The sequence below is a fragment of the Hyphomicrobium sp. genome (assembly GCF_051860585.1).
GTDB lineage: Bacteria > Pseudomonadota > Alphaproteobacteria > Rhizobiales > Hyphomicrobiaceae > Hyphomicrobium_C.
This window is the reverse complement of record NZ_JBHYDS010000005.1, coordinates 121,830-141,815: the sequence shown is the minus strand read 5'-3', so window position 1 is coordinate 141,815 and position 19,986 is coordinate 121,830. Positions and strand designations below refer to the sequence as shown.

The window sequence follows — 19,986 nt, the reverse complement described above, 5'->3', positions numbered from 1 at the left end:
CGTCGGCGGTGCCGCCGGTGTTGTCTGCCGCCCTCAAGGATCGCATCGATTTGGTTGTCATTGCCGGCGAGAGTAGCCCGGACCGGGATGATCCTCACCCCGAAAATATGTCCGGTGCCGAATCGCTCAATCCCGGAACCTGTGCCTCTCGCCCAGTCGACCGGATCGTGATGCTTGGATCTGCTGCTCCACGTCCGGTCTATGCTCTAAACTGTCGACAAATTTTCTTCCTCCGTTGCCTTGTAATGGCCCATTGCGTGTCGGATGCGCCAATGTCCGCTTTTAATGGACTAGCTGACATCCCCGCCCTCCAGCCTAGACAAGCCCACGCGGATTTCCGCCCCGTCTAGCCATGGCGGTGCAGAAGCTCAACAAGAAGGCCGCCTAACGGCGAATGTCTTCGATCCCCGCGCGGCGAGAGGCTCAGCCCCTCGCGCGCGGCAAACCGAGTTCAAGCTGCTCCGGAACCGACCCTGTAGCGAACTTCGAGACGCTGACCCCCACCAAGCGAATCCCCAGTGTCACGGGATAGACGGACTGGACCAATGAGACGCTGGTTTCGTGGAGTTGCGCGCATGTCGCGACCGGTGACGGCAAGGTCTTGCTGCGGGTCACGTGCCGGAAGTCGGCGTATTTTATTTTGACCGTTACCGTTTGTCCGAACACCTGATGCTTTTCGCACCAAGCCCAAACGTCGTCCGCCATGGCCCTGACCCCGGCCTCGATGTCGGCTGGCGCGGTGAGATCTCGGGCGAATGTGGTCTCCGAGCCGGATGACTTCCGAGGTCGATCCGGCGTGACCAGCCGATCGTCCTCGCCCCGGGCGATCGCGTGGTACCAAGCGGCGGATCTGCCGAAGTGCTGTTGCAGGAAAGCGAGCGGCCGATCTCGAAGGTCGGCACCGGTGTGGATGCCGAGCGACGTCATCTTGGCGGCCGTGACTGGGCCAACTCCATGAAATTTGGCGACCGGCAATGTCTCGATGAAGCCGGGCCCCATCTCTGGCGTGATGACAAATTGTCCATTGGGCTTGCGATGATCCGAGGCGAGTTTCGCCAGGAACTTGTTGTAGGAAATTCCCGCAGACGCCGTGAGGCCGGTCTCTGCCAGGATTTTTGCGCGGATATCTTTGGCGGTGGCCGAGGCCGTCGGAATGCCACGCAGGTTGTCCGTGACATCAAGATAGGCCTCGTCGAGGGATAGCGGTTCGACCAGCGGCGTGTAGTCCGCGAAGATGCGCCGGATTTGATCGGAAACTGCGCGATAGGTTTCGAAGCGGGGAGCCACGAAGACCAGCTCTGCGCATTGCCAAAGCGCCGTCGTCGACGGCATCGCGGAACGCACGCCGAATTCGCGGGCTTCATAGCTGGCCGCGACCACAACTCCGCGTCTTTCCGCATGACCCACCGCAACCGGACGGCCACGAAGAGACGGATCGTCTCGCTGCTCGACCGACGCGTAGAACGCATCCATGTCGATGTGAATGATTTTTCGACCGATGACTTGGCTCATCGCCGCCACGTTATCATGGGCACGACGTGAAGGTTGCTGCCGAGGCGTGCAACACGTGAGGCCGAACCGGCGGAAGTCGAGAAATTCGCCACCTCGGTCGGCGCTGGTGAATAAGTCCGTGGACGTGCGCAATGCGTGTAAAAGCGTAGAGCCAGAAAGACACCCTTGCCAACGCAGACCGGCGGACAGCTCGCGCTGCTCTAGTTTTGCGTGAACTTCGCGGCGACGTCATCGAAGACGGCAATCAGCTTGCCCAATGTTTCAGAGCTGATTTCGTAAGACTTCACTTCTTTTTTTACGGTGACCATGAACGTCCGATCGATAAGGCCTGTTATATGGCTCCCTGGCCCCGCGTGAATGAACTCACTGTTGTACGGGGCGGTCGTGACGTGCTTCGGCATTTCCTTTTCGCTGCGATTATCAGCCTTGTGAGCGATTGCGTTTCATTGCCAACGCCAACTTCGATCGCCAACTCGCCGGTTTCAACGTTGTAGGTAGATTGTTGTCGCGTCGGGCTAGCAGAAATAAAATCATTTAAATTATGGCGGAGGGAGTGGGATTCGAACCCACGGTGAGCTTGCACCCACGCCGGTTTTCAAGACCGGTGCCTTAAACCACTCGACCATCCCTCCGGAACATGCCGCGCCCCTCAGAGCCTTTTCGTCAAAGAAGGGGCTTGCAACGGCGCGGACCCTACACAGTCCGCGCCCGCCCCTCAAGCCGTCGGTTCCGCACACCCACGGCTGGGTTTCTGACACCCTAAGAGCTTGGCGCGAAACCCGCTTAACGGGATCGCAATCGCTCTCTGTCATTGTCGCAGGGCTTCGGCAAAGGCCGCGAAACAGCGGCCACCGGGGCGTCTAGGCAGGAAGGCCCGTCAAAAGGGCCAGTGGGATGGCGTTGATGTCGCGTACAGTAAGCCACGGCGCAAGTGCGTCCAGGCACCCGAATTCCTTGACGTTTCGGACCGCGCCCAAGGGCGCGTCCAGGGCTCCGGCGCTGGCCCTGATGGTTGCCGCAGCGGCGGCCCTGCTGGGGGGATGCTCGAGCACCCAAAGCGTCGTATCCAGCGCCTTTTCGCCTTTGAATCCGGGATCGTCGGGCAACGCGGAGCCGATGTTTCCGGAATCCAAATGGGGCGTCACCGCCAGCCGGCGCGTGGCCGCGGACGGCGATCACATTCCGAGAGGCGGCGGGCGCTACAAGGTCGGCGACCCCTACCAGGTCGGCGGACGCTGGTACAACCCGCGTGAGCAGCCCGATTACGATCGCGTCGGCATCGCGTCCTGGTACGGCAGCGATTTCCACGGCCGCCACACGGCCAACGGCGAAGTTTTCGACATGAACGCCCTCACGGCCGCGCATCCCACGCTGCCGTTGCCGAGCTACGCGTATGTCACGAACCTGAGCAACAACCGCACCGTCCTCGTCCGGATCAACGATCGCGGCCCCTATGTCGGCGACCGCGTCATCGACTTGTCGCGTAAGTCCGCCGATGCGCTGGGCTTGCGGTCGGGCGGCACCGGAAAGGTCCGCGTGCGCTACGCCGGCCGCGCCCCGCTGGATGGCAGCGACCATCACGAACGTCAGTTCCTGGCCAGTCGGCCATGGAATGGCGGCGGCACCGATATCGCGGCCGTTGAACGCGCCCAGTCGGCCCGGGAGTGGGCGGCCTACCGGCAAGCTCCCAATCCTGTCACGCAGAACCAGGCTCCGGCGGGTTACGGCTATGCTTCGGCGGCACCGGCCCCGGAGCGTTTCCCAACCTCCGACCGCTACGCCGCGTCCACGCCGGAGCGTTACCCCGCGCGCGATGAGCAGACGGCCGGCTACACGCGCACTCCGCTTCCCGACGTGGGCCAGCGGCCTCAGCCGGTCGCCCGACAGAACGACGGTCAGGGCTATGGCCAAAGTTATGCCGATGCCGGACCCGACGCTGGGCGCGTCTGGACACCCCACGAATATCGTGCGGCGCTGAACGGCCGCTAGCCGGCGGGGCCAAGGCCCCGAAGCCCCAAGCACCCCGGCCCCCGGCCGTTCCGGCACGGCCGCCCGGTGCCTCCGTGACGCCTTCCGCCCGAGCGCCCGCTGCCCTATATCCTCGGGCGAGCGTTCGAGAGCAGGGGTCGCACGATGTTTCGGTCAATCAAGGATTTGGCGGCCATCGCGGGCGCTTGCGTGCTCAGCGTGCTGGCTGTCGCGGCGTTCGATAAGCCGGCTACCGCCCAGCGGGCCGAAGAAGGGCCCATCGCGCGCGAGGTCCCGCCCTCCCGCGAAGTCGCGCAATACTCTTTCTCCCCCATCGTGCGCCGCGCCGCCCCCGCCGTCGTCAACGTCTACGTCCAGCGCCGCGTGCAGACGTTCTCGTCGCCATTTGCCAACGATCCCTTCTTCCGTCAGTTCTTTGGCGACGCCTTCGGGCAGCCTTCCGAGCGCATCCAGAGTTCGCTCGGCTCCGGCGTCATCGTCAGCCCCGACGGCGTTGTCGTGACCAACACGCACGTCATTCGCGGCCGCGGCGAAACCGAAATCCGCATCGCGCTCTCCGACAAGCGCGAGTTCGACGCCAAGGTGGTGAGCCAGGACGACAAGACCGACATCGCCATCCTGAAGATCGAGCACAACGGCCAGCGCTTCCCGACGCTCGAGCTTGAGGACTCGGACAGCCTGGAAGTGGGCGACATGGTGCTCGCCATCGGCAATCCGTTCGGCGTCGGCCAGACGGTGACGAGCGGCATCGTGTCGGCGCTCGCCCGCAGCGAGGTCGGCACATCCGACATGCAGGTCTTCATCCAGACCGACGCCGCCATCAATCCCGGCAACTCCGGCGGCGCGCTGGTGGATATGTCCGGCAAGCTGGTCGGTATCAACACCATGATCTTCTCCCAGTCCGGCGGCTCGCAGGGCATCGGCTTCGCGATTCCCTCCAATCTCGTCCGCCTCTACGTCGAAGGGGCCGCCGAAGGGCGCACCGTCGAACGCCCATGGCTCGGCGCGCGGCTTGAGACGGTCACGCGCGAAATGGCCGAAGGGCTCGGCCTCGATCGCGTCGCGGGCGCCGTCGTCGCGCGCGTAACGGAGGGCGGCCCCGCGGCGCTGGCCGGACTGCACGCGGGTGATGTGCTGCTGCACGTCGACGGGTTCGAGGTGGCCGACGCACGCGGCGCCCAATACCGTCTCACCACGCGCGGCATCGGCAATACCGTGAAGCTCGATGTGCTCCGCAAGGGGCGACCGGAGACCGTCGAGATGACGCTCGTCACGGCGCCTAAGCCCGGCAAGGACGACGTCCGCAATCTCGCCGGACAGCACCCCCTCGATGGCGCGCGCGTGTCGAACATTCTGCCGGGGCTGGTGGACGAAATGGGCCTCGATGCCATGGACGGCGTGGTCGTCTTGTCCGTACGCCGCTCCTCGACCGCCGCGCGTCTCGGCTTTCAACCCGGCGACATCATTGCCCAGATCGGTGGCCAGCCGGTGACGACGGTCGCCGACCTGGAAACCCGGTTGGGAACCCGCCAGCGCATGTGGCTCGTCGCCGTCAAGCGTGGCGATAAGGTCTTCAATCTGCAGGTGCCGGGCTAGCTGGTCGTATGCGGCCGACAACGCGCCGGCCGCGCAACGCGCAACAGTCGGCCGCCACTTTCAATTTGCAGCGGAAACACACTAACATCGCCCCATGAGCAATCTCTTCGAAGCGGCCGGACTGGAAAAGGGCGCGCCGCGCCCGCTGGCGGACCGGCTGCGCCCGCAAAAGCTGAGCGAGGTCGCGGGCCAGCCTCACCTCGTCGGCCCTGAGGGCACGCTGACGCGCTTTCTCGCCAGTGGCCGCCTGCCGAGCCTCATCCTCTGGGGACCGCCAGGCTGCGGCAAGACCACCATCGCGCGCCTGTTGGCGCACGAGACCAAGCTCGAGTTCGAACAGCTGTCGGCCATTTTCTCGGGCGTTGCGGAACTGCGCAAGGCCTTCGACCGCGCCAAGGCCCGGCGCGAGCAGGGGCGCGGCACGCTGCTGTTCATCGACGAGATCCATCGCTTCAACCGCACCCAGCAGGATAGCTTCCTGCCCTACATGGAAGACGGCACCATCACGCTTGTCGGCGCGACGACCGAGAACCCGTCCTTCGAGATCAACGCCGCCGTGCTTTCGCGCGCGTCCGTCTTGACGCTCAACCGCCTCGACGACGATGCGCTCGAGGATCTCGCCAAGCGCGCCGAGGCGGAGGAGGGGAGGCCGTTGCCGCTCGACTCCGACGCGCGCGACGCCTTGATCTCGATGGCCGACGGCGATGGCCGCGCCGTCATCAATCTCGCCGACGAAGTGCTGTCCACGGTCAAGGCCGGGGCCAAGCCGCTCGACCGTGCGGCCCTCGTCAAACTCGTTCAACGCCGCGCGCCGCTCTACGACAAGAGCCGTGAAGGGCACTACAACCTGATCTCGGCGCTCCACAAGTCAGTGCGCGGCTCCGACCCCGATGCAGCGCTCTACTATTTTTGCCGCATGCTCGACGGAGGGGAAGACCGTCTCTTCCTGGCGAGGCGTCTCGTGCGCATGGCCGTCGAGGACATCGGCCTCGCCGACCCGCAGGCACTCGTCGTCTGCAACGCAGCCAAGGACGCATTCGATTTTCTGGGCAGCCCTGAAGGCGAACTCGCACTGGCCGAGGCAGTCATCTATTTGGCGACCGCACCCAAATCGAACGCGAACTACGTCGCATACAAGGCGGCAATGCGCGCGGCGAAGGAGCATGGCTCGCTAAGCCCGCCCAAAGTCATCCTCAATGCGCCGACCAAGCTGATGGAGGATGAGGGCTACGGCGACGGCTACCTCTACGACCACGATCAGCCGGACGCCTTCTCGGGCCAGAACTACTTCCCCGATGAGTTTACGCAGCGTCCCAAGTTCTACGATCCGCCCGAACGGGGCTTCGAGCGCGAGCTTGGTAAACGCTTGGCCTATTGGGACGGCCTGCGCAAAAAGCGCTCCGACTAGCGGCTGCCCGCCCTCCGGACGGACTGTTTCCCGACCGATTCCGGCTCCTTCCCGCACTGGCCAAGCCCCCGTCCGGCGTCATATAGTCCGGGCGCGCGCGGGGGCCCGGACGGGGATATGACGGGGCATGGCGTCCAAGCGGGCGGGACCAAGTAGGGAAGCGTTTCATGATTGAATTCAACGATCTTTGGCGCGGGCACCCCATTAATGAGAGCGTCGCGACGCCCTGCATCGCGCCTCGAAATCTGACCAATCTCGAAGGCAAGACCGTCCTGCTCGGCTTTCCGGTCTTCTCGAACCAATGCGCCATCCGCATGGGGGTCGCGCTACGGCGTGCGGGCGTCCAGCCGTCGCAACTCTCGGGCATCTCGCATTGCTCGGTCCATCCGCGCGACGAGATGCACTTCATCAACGCGAGCCAACTCGCCAACGGCATCGCGCGCGCCAAGATCGACGGCATCGGCCCGACCGAAAAATTCGTGGGCGCCGACGCGGCCAACTTCTATCCGAAGATCTACGGCCGCACCGGCATCATCTACATCCAGGACTACTGGCGCCGCTCGACCGACGGCGACCGCCCGACCGGCGACCACATCGACGTCTGGAACGGCTACCGTTCGTCCGCCAAGTGGCTGATGGAGTGGTTTTCCTGGCTTGGTTACTACTCGAACTATGCCGGCGCCGGTGAAATCTGGTTCTGGGAAGTCAAATAGCGCGGGGGCACGCGCGCAAGAATGTCGTAGAACGACGCTGAACTATGCCGCCGGAGGTCTCATGCGCTATCTCGTTGCCATCATTTTCGCGATCGTCGGCGCTGCGCTCGCGATGCATTTCCTGAGCGGCCCAGTGGCCGACTGGGCCGCCCTGCAGCTCAAGTACGAAAGCTCCGACGAAGCCGAGAACATGAACCAGCTTGCGTTCATGGTCGTCAATCTGGCGGGGCTCATCGTCGGCTGGACCATCGGCTGGATCATCGGAGGCCCATTGCGCGGCGGCTCGCGTCCGAGCTGATAGTCAGGATCACATCGGCGCCGTTGCCTTCGCTCGGGGCGTGTTCAGCGCGCCGCGCGGCGCTCGCGACGCTTCCTCAATCTCTCCCGCCCTCAATGAGGCGCCGGGCCTAAATTTGGTATTTCAAAACTGTGCAACACCATGAATGACCGCGTCAGCGAGCGCGTTGAAACGATCGAGGTTTCGGAACGCGAAGCGGGCATGCGCCTCGATCGCTGGTTCCGTGTCCACTTTCCGGAAATCACGCACGGCTATCTGCAGAAGCTTCTTCGGTCCGGGCAGGTGAGGGTGGACGCGCGCCGCGTCGAGGCGAACGCGCGCCTGGAAACCGGCGCCAAGGTCCGCGTGCCGAAAGCCGCGCGCACGCCGAAAGAGAGTGCCGCCGGCGCCAAAGCCGAGGTCAAGGGTACTCCCGAGGCCGATCGCGCGCTGATCGAAAGCATGATCCTGTTCGAGGACGACGACGTGCTCGTTCTCAACAAGCCGTTCGGCATCGCCGTCCAGGGCGGCACGGGCACGCGCCGTCACATCGACGGTATGCTGGCCGGCATGGTCGACCGCTTCGGCGACCGCCCGCGTCTCGTCCATCGTCTCGACCGCGACACCACCGGCATTCTGCTGGTCGCCAAGCACCGCCAGGCCGCCGCCAAGCTCGGCCGTACCTTTCAGACGCGCTCGGCGGCCAAGACCTATTGGGCGCTGATCAAAGGCGTGCCCAAGCCGCCGCAGGGCAAGGTCGAGGCGGCGCTCGTCAAGGCTTCCGGTCCGGATGGCGACCGCATCCGCAAGGCGCGTCCCGGCGAGCAGAAGGAAGCCATGCACGCCACCACGCACTATTCGGTCATCGACCGCGCCGCGCACAAAGTGTCGTGGGTGTCGCTGAAACCGGTCACCGGCCGCCAGCATCAGCTCCGCGCACACATGGAGATGATCGGCCACCCCATCGTCGGCGACGGGAAATACAACGGCGGCGAGACGGAGCCTGTGATTGAGAACATCGAAGCGAAGCTTCATCTCCATGCGCGCCGCCTGATCATTCCCCATCCCGCGGGCAAGGCTAAGATCGATGTGTCCGCGCCGTTACCCGAGCACATGCTGGCGACCTGGGATCTGCTGGGCTTCGATCCGCGCCGCTTCGACAGCGATGACGGCTGAGGGCAGGGCGTCGTGAAGCTCGTCATTTTCGATTGCGACGGCACGCTGGTCGATAGCCAGCACGGTATCGTCGCGTCCATGGTTGAGGCCTTCGGTGTGGAAGGCCTCGCAGCCCCCGTGCGCGCCAGCATCCTCGGTGTCGTCGGCCTGTCGCTGGAGATCGCGGTCGCGCGCCTGATGCCGGCCGGCAGCGACCTCGATCGCGTCGACCGCATGACGGAAGCGTACAAGGAGGCGTTCCGCGCCCGCCGATTGCTAAAGGATCACGCCGAACCGCTGTACGAAGGCATGCGCGAGACGGTGGAAGGTCTGGCCGCGCGCGGTGACGTGCTGCTCGGCATTGCCACCGGCAAGTCGCGCCGCGGCTTGGATGCCGTATTGGAGCGCGAAGGCCTGTCCCGCCATTTCGCGACGCTGCAGACGGCGGACACCAATCCGTCGAAGCCGCATCCGGCGATGATCCTGACCGCCATGGACGAGACCTCGGTTGCCCCGGGCGACACGGTCATGATCGGCGATACGAGTTTCGATATCGAAATGGCCCTCAGCGCCGGCGTGCTGCCGGTGGGAGTCGGCTGGGGCTATCACCCGCCGCAAGAACTGCGCGCGGCCGGCGCGAAAATCGTGGCCGCCAACCATCGCGAGCTCAACGCGGCCCTCGCGCGCTTCCTTCCCCCGATCTCCTCCTGAGTTACGGCTGACGTCATGACCAACGATAACGGTGACCACGACAACGATAACGCGCCCGCGCCACCCGCCAAGCGCCTGGGCCGGGACGAAGTGCGCCCGCTCCCGAAGCGCTTCTACAAAAGTGTTTCCGTCGCGCCGCGGCAGGACCTGTTCGAAGTGCACCTCGACGGACGCGCGATCCGCACGCCGGCCAAGCAACCGCTCGCCGTGGCCTCCGAGCCGCTCGCGCGCGCCATCGCGGCCGAATGGGAGGCGCAGGGCGAACGCATCGATCCCGCCACCATGCCGCTGACCAAGCTCGTCAACACGGCCATCGACGCCGTGGCTGAGCGCTGGGATGAGGTCGCCGCCGATATCGTGGCCTTTGCCAGCAGCGATCTGCTCTGCTATCGCGCCGCGACACCGGACGGCCTCGCGCGCCGGCAGAGGGAAACGTGGGATCCGATCCTCGCTTGGGCAAAAGAGGAGCTTGGCGCCGATTTCAGGCTGCGCCAGGGCGTAATGCCGATCGACCAGCCGGATGAGGCGCTCGACGCCGTCCGCCGCGCCCTCGACGGCGTCGACGCGATTGCTCTCGCCGCGCTGCATGTGATGACGACCATCGGCGGCTCAGCCGTGCTGGCCCTTGCCCACACGCGCGGCCACCTCACGCTCGATCAGGTCTGGCACGCCGCGACGGTGGACGAAACATGGCAACGCGAGCTTTGGGGCCACGACGCGGAAGCCGCAGCGGCAACGGCGTTCAAGCGCGCCGAATTCGCCGCCGCTAGCCGCTGCGTTGATCTTCTTCATTCTCCTCGATGAGGAGCGTGCTTGCCGACGCCTTTTCGTTCTGCCCGGCGAAATTGACGAACCTCAAGATGCAGAACGCGAGCACCGCAGCGAAAATCGCCAGCAGATAGTGCCCCGCTCCGATGGCGACGCCGAGCGCGCCCGCCATCCACATACCGGCTCCCGTCGTCAGCCCCCGCACGCTCGTGCGCCCTTGGATGATGGTGCCGGCAGCCAGAAACGCGACGCCCGCCGTCACCGCTTCGATGATGCGGATCGGGTCCGAATTACCGCCGGGGTTCGCGGTGACGATCGTCTCGTAGATTTCGAAGGTGATGATCGTGAACAGCGCGGATGCGAGCGCGACGAGCATGTAGGTCCGCAGCCCCGCGGGCCGGTCCTTTTCTTCGCGGTCCCACCCGAGCAAGCCTGCGAGCGCAATGGCCAGCACGAGCCGGAAGCCGATCTCCAGCGACGCCAGAAAACCGGGTGGAAAAGAGAGTTCGAGAGAAGCCAAGCCGCAAGCCCTCCAGCAGGATCGGAAAGGCATCTAGGAGTTCAAGTCTAAATGATTTCGTTCTTCAGCAATAGGAACAATATTGCGATCATTCGCCGTCCGGCTTTTTCGGCACGGTGATGTCGACGCCGGGCGCCTGCACGCGGGTGCCCTCGTCGCTCGTTTCCACCCGCGTGCCAGGTGCGTCGACGCGAGTCCCCGTGTCGGTCGAAACCGGTGTGTCAGTCGAAACCGTTGAAGTGCCGGGATGATTGCCGAACACCAGGGCGGCCCCGATCAGCACGGCAATAGCGAGAGCGAGAATGAGGACAGGGCGCGGCACGGCTGCTCCTAAACATGGCTGTGATCGGACGAAACGATCGGGCAGGCGCAAAGTTCCGTGAGCGCGCAAATCCGGCGCAACCGTTAGCGCTTCATTTACGGGTTAAAGGCCAAATGGAGGGATCATCAGCAACAGGAGTGCCCGATGGCGCCGACCGATGCCGTTCCGTTCCGCGCCGAGGCCGGGTTCGCGCGCACTGTGCTGACGGCCGTAACGATCGCCCTGATGGCCTGCCTAGCCGCCGGCACGGCGAAGTCCGCCGATCTCGTCGTCGCCTACGATCAGTCCCAGCTGCTGCGCCTGCCGCGCGCTGTCTCGAGCGTGATCATCGGCAATCCCTCGATTGCCGACGTCGCCATCCAGGGCGGCAACCTTCTGGTCGTCACGGGCAAGACCTTCGGCGTGACGAACATCATCGCCCTCGACGCCGAACGCAACATCATCCAGGACCAGCGCATCGTCGTGCAGCGCGATGAGGTGCGCACCGTGAACCTTACGAAGGGCGGCCTGCGGCAGTCCTACAGCTGCACCCCGACCTGCTCGCCGACGCTCACCATCGGCGACGACACGGCCTACTTCGACCTCATCTCGAAGCACGCCGCGACCAAGACCAAGTTCTCCGAAAACGGCGGCGGCTCAGGCAACGGCTCCGAAGGCCAGTAGCGCTCAACCCTTGCGGCCCAAAGCAAGCGCTTGGCGAGACGCCCAGACCGGGCGAAAGATCCCTCGCGAGAGGGGATCTTCGCACGAGGACCCTACGCCTCTCCGCCGTTCTTCGGCGTGCACATGGAGCGCTTCCCGCCGGCCCGGATGAAGGCGATGATCTCCATCACGATCGTATGGTCCTTGAATTCCTCGGCCACGTCCGCGACGCGTTCGAGCAATGTGCCCTCGGCGGCGAAGAGAAACCGGTAGGCGCGACGCAAGTCGTGGATCTCGTTGCGTGAGAACCCGCGCCGCTGCAAGCCGACAATGTTGAGCCCCGAGAGATAGGCGCGGTTGCCGAGCGCCATGCCGTAGGGAATGAGATCCTGCTCGAGGCCGCTCATGCCCCCGAGAAAAGAATGCGCGCCCACGCGCGCGAACTGGATCACGGCAGCCCCGCCCCCGATAATGGCGAAATCGCCCACGTCGCAATGCCCAGCGAGCATCACGTTGTTCGAGAAGATGACGTTGTTGCCGACGTGGCAATCATGGCCCACGTGCGAGTTGGCGAGAAACGCGCATCCGTTCCCGATCGTCGTCTTCATGCCGCCGCCCTCGGTCCCGGGGTTGAGGGTCACACCCTCGCGGATCAAGCAGTCCGAACCGATGTCGAGCGTCGAAGGCTCGCCCTTGTACTTGAGATCCTGCGGCTGATGTCCGATCGACGCGAACGGGAAGATGCGTGTCCGCGCGCCCACCGTCGTACGGCCCGTCACGACCACATGGCTCGCGAGATTGACGCCCTCGCCGAGCGTCACATCGGCGCCGACGATGCAGAACGGCCCCACGACGACGCCGTCAGCCAGCTTCGCGCCGTCTTCGACGATCGCGCTCGAATGAATTTTCGTCTCAGCCATTCTTGCTCGCAGCGAACGCCCGCGCCTCGGAGGTGTCGGCCAGCATGGCGCTGATCTCGGCTTCGGCAACGGTATGTCCGTCGACCTTCGCTTCGCCGAAGAACCGCCACACCCGGCCGCGATTGCGAATCTTGCGGACATGGTAATGCAGCTGGTCGCCGGGAAGCACGGGCTTCCGGAACTTCGCCTTGTCGATCCCCATGAAATAGACGAGCTCGGTCTTGTAGTCCTCGCCGAGGCTGTGCACGCACAGCGCGCCCGCGGTCTGGGCCAGGCCCTCGATGATCAGCACGCCCGGCATCACCGGAAACTGCGGGAAGTGCCCCTGGAAGAACGGCTCGTTGATGGTCACGTTCTTCACGCCGACGCACGTCGAGTCGCCGTTGATGTCGTAGATGCGGTCGAGCAGCAGGAAGGGGTAGCGGTGCGGCAGCAGCTTCAAAATCTTTGAAATGTCCGCCGTCGTCGATGGCGCCTTCGTCTTGTCGTTCATCCCCTTCACACTCCATTTGGCCCGCCCGAATTGGTCTCGGGCTCGAGCAATACTCAATAACTTTTCAGCCCTTGTCCGCGTCGGTATCGCCACCGCTGGAGCCGCGCTTGGTCAACCGCGTGATGGCGGCAACTTCGCGCGCCCATTGCTTGAATGGGCGCGCCGGAGTTCCGGCCATGATCGCCCCGGCTGGCACGTCGTCCTTGGGGTGAGCGCCGCCCGCAATCTGTGCGCCGGCCCCGATCTTGATGTGCCCGATCAAACCGGAATGTCCGCCCATGACGACGAAATCGCCGAGTTCGGCTGATCCGGCAATGCCGACCTGCCCGACGATGACGCAGTGGCGTCCCATCAAGACGTTGTGCCCGATCTGGACCAGATTATCAATTTTGGAGCCTTCGCCGATGATCGTGTCCTTCAGCGCCCCGCGGTCGATCGTCGTGTTTGCGCCGATGTCGACGTCGTCCTGCAGGATGACGCGGCCGACCTGCGGCACCTTGAGGTGCCCCTCGGCGCTCATGGCGAAGCCGAAGCCGTCCTGGCCGATGCGCGCCCCGGCGTGGATGATAACGCGGTCACCGATCAGCGCGTGCATGACGCTGGCGTTCGGTCCGACGTAACTGTCCCGGCCGATAGCGACCCGGTATCCGATGACGGCGCCGGCCGCGATCCGCGTACCCCGCCCGATGCGCGCCTCCGCGCCAATGATCGCACCGGGCTCGATCAGTGCGCCCTCTTCGATCATGGCCGAGGGATCGATGCGGTGTTCGCTGCCAGCGGTCGCGGTCTTGCTGTGCATCGCGCCGGGGTAGAACAGCGCCAGGCTCTGGGCGAATGCGCGATAGGGGTTCTTGTTGACCAGGGCGACCGTACCCGCCGGCACGCGATCCGCGAATTTCGGATTGACGAGGCACGCCCCCGCCGCGGTCGAGCCGAGCTGAGGCAGATACTTCTTGTTGTCGAGGAAGGTGACGTGGTGCGCCAGCGCTTCAGCGAGCGGCTGCACGCCTTCGAGCTTGCGTCCGTGCAGCGCAGGGTCTCCCGCGATCTCCGACTGCGTGGCGGCGGCCACCTCCGCGACGGTGAACGGCCCGGCGACGTCGAAGAAACCGGGATGGTTCATGTGAGTGACCTCAAGGATGGAGTGCTTCCGGGAAACCGGAATTCGGATCGGAATCACGACAAACAGCGAAACGGGAGTGGTTCCAAGGGGAGCCTGCAAGACATCCTGGGGGCGCTTGCGGCGGCGAGCCTGGAACGACTGCGACGCGCAATCGCCTCGCGGGACCCGTCTTAATACCTGAAACGGCTCGGGTCCAGCCGCAGACCCGCCGAAGCGTCAACTCGCCCCTGAGAGAGGGAAGAAGGGGGCATAGCCGCCGTCCGAACGAGGTTAACCGATGACGGAGCTGCCGGAGCGAGGCGAATACAACCAGGATGGGGCGGAGTCAAAAAGAAAGGGGCAGCGCTTTGCGCCGCCCCTGCCAAATGAGACCTTGAACTTTTAGAACTTGGACGACGCGCCGAAGCGGAAGAACTGCTCTTCGTCGTATTTCTCTTTGCTGAGCGCCTTGGCGAAGTCCATGCGGATCGGGCCGACCGGCGATGACCACATGATGCTGACACCGACCGACGAGCGGATCGTGGCATCGTCTTCAAGAATAATGCCGTTTGGCTGGCCATTGAGTTTCTTGGCCAGCTCATTTGCGTTGAAGAGCGAGCCGGCATCCGCGAACACCGCGCCCGTCAGGCCGAGGTCATCGGGAACGAACGGCAGCGGGAAGCGAACTTCCGCGGTCGTGGCCCAGTACGTCCGGCCGCCGACGGCGTCGCCGGTGACCGCGTCGCGCGGACCGAAGCCTGCGCGGTCGAAGCCGCGAACCGTTTCACCGCCGCGATAGTAGAGGTCGGTGAGGCGAACGTCGTCGCCGCCGAAGCCTTCGATATGACCGCCCGTTGCGCGGCCGACGAAGGTGATTTTCTCGGTGACCGGGAAGTAGAAGCGGCCTTCCGCATTGACGCGAGCGTACTGCACGTCGCCGCCAAGGCCAGCCATGTCGGTCGCCAGCTGCAGCCAGTAGCCGCTGGACGGATCCTTCGGATGGTTGCGCTTGTCGTAGGTGAGCGAGGTGCCGAACGAAGACGTCAGGGCCGCATCGCCGCGGAGCCTAAGTTCTTCGATCACGAGCGCGTTGATGTCGCGAGTGCCATTTCCATCGCAATCGCCGTTAGGATTGTCGCAACGAGCCGGAACTTTGAGCGAGCTGTAGTCCAGCGTGTAGCCGGTTTGCATCCAGAGGCTTTCCGAAAGCGGGAAGCCCAGGCGCAGCGTGCCGCCCGTACGCGCCGACTCGTAGCCAGCCTCGCGGACCTGATCGACTTCCTTGTGGAAGAGGTCGAAGCCGGCCGAGAGATTGCGGTCGAGGAAGCGCGGTTCGGTGAACGACAGGTCGACCTGCATGCGCTCGAGAGAACCGGCGAGCTTGAGGCGCAGGAACTGGCCGTTGCCGAGCAGGTTGCGCTCGCTGATGCTGACGTCGCCGATCACGCCTTCCGCCGTCGAGTAGCCGGCGCCGAACGAGAGTTCGCCGGTCGACTGTTCGACGAGTTCGACGTCGAGGATCACGCGATCCGGCGTCGAGCCGGGACGGCGCTTGATCTCAACCGACTTGAAGAAGCCGAGACCCGACAGACGCTTCTTGGCGCGGTCCACGAGCATCGGGTTGTAAGCGTCGCCCTCGGCAAGACGGAATTCGCGGAAGATCACGTAGTTCTTCGTGCGCAGGTTGCCGCTGACGTTGATGCGTTCGATGTAGATCCGCGGGCCTTCGTCGATGAGGTAAGCCATCGAGATCGTGCGCGATGCGGGATCCGGCATGGCGCGCGGGCGGACGCGAGCGAACGCGAAGCCCTGCTCAGCCGTGAGAAGCGTCAGTTTCTCGACGGTCTTGTCGATGTCGGCGCCGTTGTAGATATCGCCCTGGTGGGTGAGAACCTCGCCGATCATGGTCTGCGCGTCTGCGCCCGGCAGCGAGCTTTCGATCGTGACGTTGCCGAAATTGTAGCGTTCGCCTTCGTCGATCGCGAAGTTCATGTAGAAGCCGGTGCCCTGGCGGTCGAGCTCGGCGTTGGCCGCCGTCACGCGCACGTCGGCGTAACCGTTCTTGAGGTAGTACTGGCGCAGCAGCTCGCGATCGAGGCTCATGCGATCCGGATCGTAGACGCTGGTGCCCTTGAGGAAGTCGAACCAGCCGGTCTGCGTCGTGGAAATGATGTCGCGCAGCTGCGCGTCGGAGAACGCGTGGTTGCCGACGAAGTTGATGCCCTGAACCTTGGTCGAGCCGCCTTCGTTGATTTCGAACACGAGGTTCACGCGGCTCTGCTCGAGCTCGATGATCTTCGGCTCGACGGTCGCGGCGAAGCGGCCCTGGCGGCGGTAGACGTCGAGAATACGCTGCACGTCGCCCTGGACGCGAGCGCGTGTATAGACCGAGCGCGGCTTGAGCTGGACTTCGGCCTTGAGCGTGTCGGTATCGACTTCGCTGTTGCCCTCGAAAGCGACCTGGTTGATGACCGGGTTTTCGATCACGTAGACGACGACGGTGTCGCCTTCCTGGTCGATCGAAACGTCGGCGAACAGGCCGGTCGCGAACAGCGCCTGGAGCGACTTGTCCACCTTGCCGGCGTCGTAGCCCTGACCGACCGAGAATTGGAGATAGGAGCGCACGGTTTCCGGCTCGACACGCCGGTTGCCTTCAACGCGGATGTCGCGAACGACAGCCTGCGCGTACGCAGTGTTGGAAACGGCCGCGAACTGCGCGGCGAGACCTGTTGGGATAGCGATCGCCAGCAAAAGCGCTAGACGTAGTCCCCCAAACGACATGATCCGTAACTGCACCATGTGCGGATCTGCCTCGCCTTCTCTTGCGCCGATCCCCCTCGGATCACGGAACCTGTCGGCATAGTTGGTTCCGAGCCGTCGTTTCTTCGTGGCGGATGATGGTCGACCCGGGCCGTTTGAAGGGCTCGCGGAGCGCAAGAGACACCTATTCGAAGCCCCCTGCCTCGAATCGCGTCCCATCTTCGGTCACTTGAACCCATTCTTAACGTCTGGGTAAGGCACTGGGAAGTGGCAAGTTTACGTCACCGGACAAGGATTCTAGCCGCCACCAAATAGCCACCTTCTGCCCAGGCGCATGAGGTCGTTCAGGTTGACGAAAACCACCAGCATGAGCACCAGGGCGATGCCAATCTGGAAGCCGATTTCCTGAACCCGACGGCTGAGCGGCCGCCGCCGGATGGCTTCGATCGCGTAAAACACCAAATGTCCGCCGTCGAGCACCGGAATCGGCAGCAAATTCAAGAGCCCGATGTTGGCCGAAATGAGCGCGGTCCAGCGCAGCAGCGGCTCCCAGCCCATTTCGACGACCCGCGCCGTCACCTCGGCCATCAGGATTGGCCCGCCAACCTGGTCGGCAGATTGGCGCCCCCAGATGATGTCGCCAATTCCGGTGACGGTCTGAACCATGTTCGAATAGGTTTCGCGGACGCCCAACCTGAGGGATTCGGCGAGCGAAACGCCGACCGGTTCCGGGCGCGCCGGAGCGATACCGATGCGGCCTTTCGAAACCGTCGCGCCGTTCTCTTCGGTCACCGAGGTGCCCTCGGGCACGACGGCGATGGTCTGGGTCACGCCGGCGCGTTCCACGGCCACGGAAAGGCTTTTTCCGGCCGCCGGCCCGACGAGGCGGATCACGTCCTCGAAGGAGCGCACCGGCGTGCCGTCAATGGCAGTGATGACATCCAGAGGTTGAAACCCGGCCTTTTCGGCGGGCGAACCGGCGATGACGGCCCCGACCCGCGCCGGAATGGTGCGCCGGATGCCGATGTCGCCCAGCCGGACCGTGACGCCCAGATCGTCGTTGTGGTCGCGCATGGCGGGCGTGACCGGGATCACCTCGGACTTGCCGTCGCGGTTGACGGTGATGTTGAGGGTGCGGCCGCTGCTCGCGGTCACGAGGCGAATGACGTCGTCGAACGTCTCGATGCCTTGCCCGTCGATGTTCGTGATGGTGTCGCCCGCCTTCAGGCCGGCAACGGCCGCGGGCATTCCAGCCACGACTTCATCGATCTGGGGCGACACCTTGGAGACGCCGTAGACGGCGTTGACGCCCGTGTAAAGCAATGCAGCAACGATGAAATTCGCAATTGGACCGGCGGCGACGACGAGCGCGCGCTGCCACACCGGCTTGGTGTGGAAGGCACCCGCCTGCACCTCGGCCGGAAGCGGCTCATCGGCAGGCGGCTGGCTCGCGGCGTTGGTGTCGTCGAGAAACTTCACGTACCCGCCGAGCGGGATGGCGGCGATCCGCCAGCGGGTGCCGTGCCGGTCGTACCGGCCCCAGAGTTCGCGCCCGAATCCGATCGAGAAGGTCGTTACGGTCACGCCGCACCAGCGCGCCACCAGGAAATGCCCGAGTTCGTGGAAGAACACGACCACGCTGAGCACGAACAGGAACGCCAAGCCGGACAGAGTCCAGGAAAAGGCCTGACTCACTAACCCTTCGATCATGCTGCAAAAATCCTGTCAGCTTGAGACATTGATTGGGATGGTTCGGCCACGCACGCGGCTGCCGGGGCAGTCTTACCCCGGAAGCACGTTCTGTGCCATCGCTCTCGCCTCCCGGTCGACGGCGAGCACGTCGTCGAGCGTGGCAAGATCCCTAAGAAGGCCCTGCGCTTCGGCCTTTTCAAGACAGGCGGCGACGCTGAGCGCGATTTCGAGGAAGCCGATCTTTTTATCGAGGAAAGCCTTCACCGCGACCTCGTTGGCCGCATTCAGCACGGCCGGAGCCGCGCCGCCGCGGTTGAGCGCGTCGATTGCCACCCCGAGCGCTGGGAAACGATCGCGATCCGGCGCTTCGAACGAGAGCGATTGGAGCGCGACGAGATCCAGCCTCGGAACCGGCGTCGAGATCCGTTCGGGCCACGACAGTGCGAGCGCGATCGGCGTGCGCATGTCGGGATGCGACATCTGCGCCATCACCGATCCGTCTTCCAGCATGACGAGGCAATGCACGATCGATTGCGGATGGATCACGGCGTCGAGCTGATGCGCGCCGACCGGAAACAGGTGAAACGCTTCAATGAGTTCCAGGCCCTTGTTCATGAGCGTGGCGGAGTCGATGGTGACTTTGTTTCCCATCGACCAGTTGGGATGCTGCAGCGCCTGCTCGGGCGTGACGCGCGCCAGGCGGTCCTTGTCGAACGTCCGGAACGGCCCGCCCGACGCAGTCAGGATGATCTTCTCGATGGAATGGGCAGGCGTTCGGCCGATGGCCTGGAACGCGGCGGAATGCTCGCTGTCCACCGGCAGGAGTTCCGCGCCCCAAGTCTTGATCTGATCGAGAAAGATATCGCCCGCGCTGACGAGGCATTCCTTGTTGGCGAGCGCCACCCGGCACCCCTGGCGCGCGGCCGCGAATGTGGGCTTGAGACCGGCCGCCCCAACGATCGCGGCCATCACGCAGTCAACCGGCTCGAGCGCCGCTTCGACGACCGCTTCTTCGCCCGCGGCGACGCGGATCCCGGTCCCCGCAAGCAACGCTTTGAGCTCGCCGTAATGGGCCGGGTCGCCGATCACGGCGAGACCGGCGCGATGCGTAATTGCGAGTTCCGCCAAGCGCTTGGCGTTGCATTGCGCCGTCAGCGCCACGACCTCGAAGCGGTGCGGATGGCGCCCGCAGAGATCGAGCGTGCTGGTCCCGATGGAGCCGGTCGCGCCGAGTACGGACAGTCGGAGAGGGGCGGCGCCGGAACGCGGAGTGGGCGTCGCGTCCGTGCAAACGGACGCTCCCGATACGCTCACCGCTCGCGTCATGCTTGAACCGTCTCCGTCGCTTGATTTTCCGCCGATGCATAGCACCGTACGGCCATGGCGGAACAGGCCGATCGTGCCGC

At 64.5% G+C, this 19,986-nt stretch carries 19 protein-coding genes and 1 tRNA gene; 9 read left to right on the top strand and 11 right to left on the bottom strand.

The genetic code is table 11. The features are described from left to right. Positions 1–423 precede the first annotated feature (423 nt). From dinB to ACTIFK_RS09850, 3 genes are all read right to left on the bottom strand, one after another. A complete protein-coding gene (gene dinB / locus ACTIFK_RS09860; protein WP_439543074.1) occupies positions 424–1,512 on the bottom strand; it encodes a DNA polymerase IV in 1,089 nt (362 codons plus the stop codon). A 200-nt stretch (positions 1,513–1,712) separates the two neighbouring features. Beyond that, positions 1,713–1,913, bottom strand: a complete 201-nt coding sequence (locus ACTIFK_RS09855; protein WP_439542896.1) for a hypothetical protein — start codon at positions 1,911–1,913, stop codon at positions 1,713–1,715. Between the two features lie 141 nt (positions 1,914–2,054). Further along, a tRNA-Ser gene (locus ACTIFK_RS09850) sits at positions 2,055–2,144 on the bottom strand. Positions 2,145–2,466: 322 nt separating this feature from the next. Between ACTIFK_RS09850 and ACTIFK_RS09845 the strand changes: the two genes are divergently transcribed. The 8 genes from ACTIFK_RS09845 (at position 2,467) to ACTIFK_RS09810 (ending at position 10,165) form a co-directional block, all read left to right on the top strand. After that, the gene (locus ACTIFK_RS09845; protein ID WP_439542895.1) at positions 2,467–3,501 is read left to right on the top strand and encodes a septal ring lytic transglycosylase RlpA family protein; all 1,035 of its coding nucleotides are present in this window, start codon (positions 2,467–2,469) and stop codon (positions 3,499–3,501) included. Between the two features lie 144 nt (positions 3,502–3,645). Then, the gene (locus ACTIFK_RS09840; RefSeq protein ID WP_439542894.1) at positions 3,646–5,097 is read left to right on the top strand and encodes a Do family serine endopeptidase; all 1,452 of its coding nucleotides are present in this window, start codon (positions 3,646–3,648) and stop codon (positions 5,095–5,097) included. Between the two features lie 94 nt (positions 5,098–5,191). Next, positions 5,192–6,505 (top strand): replication-associated recombination protein A, encoded by a 1,314-nt coding sequence (locus ACTIFK_RS09835; protein WP_439542893.1) that lies wholly within the window; start codon positions 5,192–5,194, stop codon positions 6,503–6,505. Between the two features lie 167 nt (positions 6,506–6,672). Beyond that, entirely contained in the window at positions 6,673–7,218 is a 546-nt protein-coding gene (locus ACTIFK_RS09830; protein WP_439542892.1) for a type VI secretion system amidase effector protein Tae4, read from the top strand. 61 nt (positions 7,219–7,279) lie between these two features. Continuing rightward, complete coding sequence (locus ACTIFK_RS09825; RefSeq protein ID WP_439542891.1) at positions 7,280–7,516, top strand: hypothetical protein; 237 nt, start codon at positions 7,280–7,282, stop codon at positions 7,514–7,516. 141 nt (positions 7,517–7,657) lie between these two features. Continuing rightward, entirely contained in the window at positions 7,658–8,671 is a 1,014-nt protein-coding gene (locus ACTIFK_RS09820) for an RluA family pseudouridine synthase (protein ID WP_439542890.1), read from the top strand. A 12-nt stretch (positions 8,672–8,683) separates the two neighbouring features. Further along, on the top strand, positions 8,684–9,361 hold the full coding sequence (locus ACTIFK_RS09815; protein ID WP_439542889.1) for an HAD-IA family hydrolase: 678 nt from the start codon (positions 8,684–8,686) through the stop codon (positions 9,359–9,361). Positions 9,362–9,376: 15 nt separating this feature from the next. Continuing rightward, a complete protein-coding gene (locus ACTIFK_RS09810; RefSeq protein ID WP_439542888.1) occupies positions 9,377–10,165 on the top strand; it encodes an ATP12 family chaperone protein in 789 nt (262 codons plus the stop codon). Here ACTIFK_RS09810 and ACTIFK_RS09805 read toward each other — a convergent pair. Together ACTIFK_RS09805 and ACTIFK_RS09800 are read right to left on the bottom strand one after the other, a co-directional pair. Beyond that, positions 10,128–10,649, bottom strand: coding sequence for an MgtC/SapB family protein (locus tag ACTIFK_RS09805; RefSeq protein WP_439542887.1), 522 nt, complete (start codon positions 10,647–10,649; stop codon positions 10,128–10,130). The genes ACTIFK_RS09810 and ACTIFK_RS09805 overlap by 38 nt on opposite strands. 88 nt (positions 10,650–10,737) lie before the next feature. Continuing rightward, positions 10,738–10,971 carry a hypothetical protein gene (locus ACTIFK_RS09800; protein ID WP_439542886.1) on the bottom strand — a complete coding sequence of 78 codons (234 nt, stop codon included), beginning with the start codon at positions 10,969–10,971 and terminating at the stop codon, positions 10,738–10,740. A gap of 144 nt (positions 10,972–11,115) precedes the next feature. Here ACTIFK_RS09800 and ACTIFK_RS09795 point away from each other — a divergent pair, with 144 nt between their 5' ends. Further along, the gene (locus ACTIFK_RS09795) at positions 11,116–11,634 is read left to right on the top strand and encodes a pilus assembly protein N-terminal domain-containing protein (protein ID WP_439542885.1); all 519 of its coding nucleotides are present in this window, start codon (positions 11,116–11,118) and stop codon (positions 11,632–11,634) included. Between the two features lie 92 nt (positions 11,635–11,726). Here the strand turns inward: ACTIFK_RS09795 and lpxA are convergent, their stop codons facing one another. The 6 genes from lpxA to dxr all read right to left on the bottom strand — a co-directional run bounded on the left by lpxA (position 11,727) and on the right by dxr (position 19,906). Further along, a complete protein-coding gene (lpxA, locus tag ACTIFK_RS09790) occupies positions 11,727–12,533 on the bottom strand; it encodes an acyl-ACP--UDP-N-acetylglucosamine O-acyltransferase (RefSeq protein ID WP_439542884.1) in 807 nt (268 codons plus the stop codon). Beyond that, positions 12,526–13,026 carry a 3-hydroxyacyl-ACP dehydratase FabZ gene (gene fabZ / locus ACTIFK_RS09785; RefSeq protein ID WP_439542883.1) on the bottom strand — a complete coding sequence of 167 codons (501 nt, stop codon included), beginning with the start codon at positions 13,024–13,026 and terminating at the stop codon, positions 12,526–12,528. Before fabZ ends, lpxA begins: the two co-directional genes overlap by 8 nt. Positions 13,027–13,090: 64 nt before the next feature. Next, positions 13,091–14,149, bottom strand: coding sequence for a UDP-3-O-(3-hydroxymyristoyl)glucosamine N-acyltransferase (lpxD, locus tag ACTIFK_RS09780; RefSeq protein ID WP_439542882.1), 1,059 nt, complete (start codon positions 14,147–14,149; stop codon positions 13,091–13,093). A 381-nt stretch (positions 14,150–14,530) separates the two neighbouring features. Then, positions 14,531–16,927: an outer membrane protein assembly factor BamA gene (gene bamA, locus ACTIFK_RS09775; RefSeq protein WP_439542881.1), complete on the bottom strand. Its 2,397-nt coding sequence runs from the start codon at positions 16,925–16,927 to the stop codon at positions 14,531–14,533. A 258-nt stretch (positions 16,928–17,185) separates the two neighbouring features. Then, positions 17,186–18,598: an RIP metalloprotease RseP gene (rseP, locus tag ACTIFK_RS09770; protein WP_439542880.1), complete on the bottom strand. Its 1,413-nt coding sequence runs from the start codon at positions 18,596–18,598 to the stop codon at positions 17,186–17,188. A 72-nt stretch (positions 18,599–18,670) separates the two neighbouring features. Then, positions 18,671–19,906 (bottom strand): 1-deoxy-D-xylulose-5-phosphate reductoisomerase, encoded by a 1,236-nt coding sequence (dxr, locus tag ACTIFK_RS09765; RefSeq protein WP_439542879.1) that lies wholly within the window; start codon positions 19,904–19,906, stop codon positions 18,671–18,673. Positions 19,907–19,986: the final 80 nt, after the last annotated feature.